Raw genomic sequence first — 3,540 nt, 5'->3', positions numbered from 1 at the left:
GGCGCGCGGCGACCGCGGATAGCGGGCTCCGGCCCGGGATCACGTCGGTGCCAGCACCCCGTGCAGCGCCGCCAGGGCGTCCCGGGTGCGCCGGGCGAGTTCGCCGCGGTCGGCGGGATCTGGCGCCGAGACCCACAGGTTCACCGCCACCTCGCCGGAGGCGTACCAGGTGCCCAGGACACGGCGACCGTCGAGTGGTCCGGTCAGCGTGCCCGGCGTACCGGACGCGGGCGCGAACCCCGCTGAGAGGGTCAGCTCCCGCATGCGGTCGACCACGGCGGTGGCGTCGTCCCGTCCGGGCGTGGGGATCGCCAGCAGGAAGTAGCCGTACTCCCCGTCGGTGGAGGATCGGTGGACGACCTCGCGCACCCCGTGCCCGTCCAGGATGTCGGCCGACCGCCGCGGGTAGAGGCCGAGCTCGACACCGGTGTCGACGGACAGGGTGGAGTCGTCCGTGCCCGGTTCGCCCGGGAGCAGGGGCAGCCGGTCCGCCAGCGCGGGTTCCGGAGTGGCGGACCGCCCGCCGTCATCCGCGTCCGCCGGGTCGACGCCCGCGCGCAGCACGGCCAGCGTGACGACGCGGTACATCGCCCCGGTGTCCAGATAGCCCGCCCCGAGGGTCGCGGCCAGTTCGCGTGCGGCCGTGGTCTTCCCGGTCCCCGAAGGGCCGTCGAGTGCTACCACCCCGCGCAGGGCTCCCGCCACCGACCGTTCCTTCCCCTGATGTGGTCATCGTGTGCGGGCCCCATTCTGCCTGCCGGTCAGTCGCGCGGGGTACCCAGGCGTTCGGCGAGGTCGTCGATCACGACGGTGGACTCCTCGCGGGCGCCGATGTGGTAGGCCACGCCGCCGAACAGCTGGGACAGCACGGGCGCGGTGATCACCTGGAACAGGGCGGCGAGCAGCAGCCCGGCAGCCCCGGACGGTCCCACCTGCAACGCGCTGCCCAGCAGCACGAGCAGCAGTCCGACCGTCTGCGGCTTGGTCGCGGCCTGCAGGCGGCTCGGCACGTCGGGGAACCGCACGAGCCCGATCCCGCCGAGCACGCAGAACACCGCGCCGGAGAGCATGCTCACCGCGGTGAGCACGTCGAGCACGATCATCGGTCCCCTCCCCAGCGCTCGACGAGGCGGACGGCACTGACCGAGCCGATGAAGCTCAGCAGCGCCACCGCGAGCAGCACCGCCACGTTCAGCCCGAGGCCGGACCAGGCCATCCCCACCGCCACCCCGGCCACGATCAGCACCAACACCACGTCGAGGGCGAGCACCCGGTCGAGCGCGCCGGGGCCGCGCAGCATCCGGCCGAGGGTGCACAGCCCGGCGACGGTCAGCAGAACGTAGGTCGTGACGTAGACGACGGTCATGACTCCTCCTCCGGGGGCGCCTCGGGGGATTTCTCGGGGGAGACGGGACGCCCGCGACGCAGCCGGTCCGCCCGCTCCGCGACCCGGTCCGCCTCGTCGGCGGTGCCGATCGCCCGGACCACCCGCACCTGGAGCGCCAACGCCTGGTCGTGCGCGCGGTCGGCCTGCTCCCGGGTGCGCACACCGAGCGAGTAGACGTAGAGGATCCCGCCCGCCCGGTCGATCTGGATCACGAACGTGTCCGGGGTCAGCGAGATCGCCCCGGCGGCGGCGGCGATCACGTGGTCCAGGTCGGACAGCGTGGGCACGGCGACGACCGCGGCCCGCACCCGCGGGCCGTACCGGATCACCTCGACGGCGGTGCGCAGTGCGGAGGAAACCAGGTCGACGACCACGTAGCCGATCAGCCGGACCAGCCGCACCGGACGCAGCACCGGGAAGTGCACCGCGGGCAGGGGGAACAGCACCAGCACCCCGAGCGACACGACGACCCCCGCGACGACCGTGCCCGGGGCGGCCGAACCCCACAGCAGGATCCAGACCACCACGAGCCAGACGAACAGCGGCACGGAGACCGTCGACAGCCGGAGTATCACGAGGAACCTCCCCCGACGAGCACGGACTGCCGGTACGGGCCGCGGTCGAGGAGATCGGTGGCGGCCCGTTCGGCGACACCGGACACCGGCCCGGCCGTGACGGTGATCGCGAGACCGGCGAGAACCATGCCGACGGCTGCGGTCAGCATCGCGCGGGACCGCGTTCCGGTGCCGACGGTGAGCTCGTCGTTCGGGTCGACGTCGGCCACCGGGGCGCGCGGTCGGCCCCAGAACACCGAGGCCCAGACCTTGCTGAGGGCGTAGAGGATGAGCAGGCTGGTCATCACCGCCCCACCGGTCACCACGTAGGCCATCGGCGTGCCCAGTTCCACACCCGCACGCAACAGCGTGACCTTGGCCACGAACCCGGAGAACGGCGGGATGCCCGCCAGGCTGAGCGCGGGCACCGAGAACACGATCGCGATCAACGGGTAGCCGGTGGCCACCCCGCACATGTCGTGCAGCGACGCCGTGCCGGTGTACCGCGTCACCAATCCGCTGACCAGGAACAACGCCGCCATGACGGCGATGTGGTGGATGATGTAGACGATCACACCGACGAGCCCGGTCACGGAGAAGAGCGCCAACCCGAACAGCATGAACCCGATCCCGGACACCAGCAGGAACGACAGCACGCGGTTGAGGTCGTTCTGCGCGATCGCGCCGAGCGCGCCCACCACCATCGTCAGCAACGCCACCGCGAGCAGGAAGTTCCAGTCGGCGGCGTTCGAGAACAGCAGCGTCTGGGTCCGGATGATCGCGTACACGCCGACCTTGGTGAGCAGCGCCGCGAATACCGCCGTGATCGGCGCGGGCGCGGTCGGGTAACTGTCCGGCAGCCAGAAGTGCAGCGGCACCACCGCCGACTTGATGCCGAACACCACCATCATCAGCAGCCCGAGCGCGGTCCGCACCCCGGAGGGCAGCCCGGCGATGGCGTGCGAGAGGTCGGCGAGGTTCACCGTGCCGGTGGCGGCGTAGACGATCGCGATCATCGTCAGGAACAGCAGCGACGAGGTGAGGCTGACGATGACGTAGGTCATGCTCGGCCGGATCCGGCTCGCCGTGGTCTGCCGGGTCATGAGCACGTACGAGGCGGACAGCATCATCTCGAACGCCACGAACAGGTTGAACAGGTCGCCGGTCAGGTACGCCAGCGACACCCCGGCGCACAGCACCAGGTACATCGGGTGGAACGCGGTGGTGGTGGAGACCCGTCCGGTGTCGGTGACGCGCTGTCCGATGGCGAACACGAGCACGCCGAGCATCACCACGATGGAGACCAGCAACAGCAGCGCCGCCAGCCGGTCCGCGATCAGGGTGATGCCGACCGGGGCCGCGTAGCCCCCGAGCTGGAGCACCACCGGTCCCGAACCGTCGGCACGCACCAGCAGCACGGCGGCCACGACGGCGATGAAGGTGAGCACCAGCAGGGTCAGCACGCGCTGGGCCGCCGGCACCTGCCCCACGAGCAGCGAGACCGCCGCCGCCAGCAGCGGCACCAGCACGGGCAGCGCCACCAAGAGGGTCATCGCGCCTGTCCCCCCTCGGCCCGCGAGCCCGCGCCCCCGGCGTCGT

Annotated in this window: 5 protein-coding genes; all 5 read right to left on the bottom strand. The window is 71.8% G+C overall.

Translation table 11 applies throughout. From position 1 onward, the window contains the following. Positions 1-39 precede the first annotated feature (39 nt). From SACHA_RS25980 to SACHA_RS0104700, 5 genes are read right to left on the bottom strand one after another with little or no spacing between them, the layout of a single operon-like run. Complete coding sequence (locus SACHA_RS25980) at positions 40-705, bottom strand: (d)CMP kinase (protein ID WP_019807594.1); 666 nt, start codon at positions 703-705, stop codon at positions 40-42. 56 nt (positions 706-761) lie between these two features. Continuing rightward, the gene (gene mnhG, locus SACHA_RS0104715; RefSeq protein ID WP_019807592.1) at positions 762-1,103 is read right to left on the bottom strand and encodes a monovalent cation/H(+) antiporter subunit G; all 342 of its coding nucleotides are present in this window, start codon (positions 1,101-1,103) and stop codon (positions 762-764) included. Then, a complete protein-coding gene (locus SACHA_RS0104710; protein ID WP_019807590.1) occupies positions 1,100-1,366 on the bottom strand; it encodes a monovalent cation/H+ antiporter complex subunit F in 267 nt (88 codons plus the stop codon). The genes mnhG and SACHA_RS0104710 overlap by 4 nt, the downstream gene beginning before the upstream one ends. Next, positions 1,363-1,962: a Na+/H+ antiporter subunit E gene (locus SACHA_RS0104705; RefSeq protein WP_019807588.1), complete on the bottom strand. Its 600-nt coding sequence runs from the start codon at positions 1,960-1,962 to the stop codon at positions 1,363-1,365. The genes SACHA_RS0104710 and SACHA_RS0104705 overlap by 4 nt, the downstream gene beginning before the upstream one ends. Then, complete coding sequence (locus tag SACHA_RS0104700) at positions 1,959-3,494, bottom strand: Na+/H+ antiporter subunit D (protein WP_019807586.1); 1,536 nt, start codon at positions 3,492-3,494, stop codon at positions 1,959-1,961. The genes SACHA_RS0104705 and SACHA_RS0104700 overlap by 4 nt, the downstream gene beginning before the upstream one ends. Between the last annotated feature and the right edge of the window lie 46 nt (positions 3,495-3,540).

This window comes from Saccharomonospora halophila 8, from assembly GCF_000383775.1.
GTDB classification, from domain to species: domain Bacteria; phylum Actinomycetota; class Actinomycetes; order Mycobacteriales; family Pseudonocardiaceae; genus Saccharomonospora; species Saccharomonospora halophila.
This window is presented reverse-complemented; position numbering and strand designations above follow the sequence as displayed.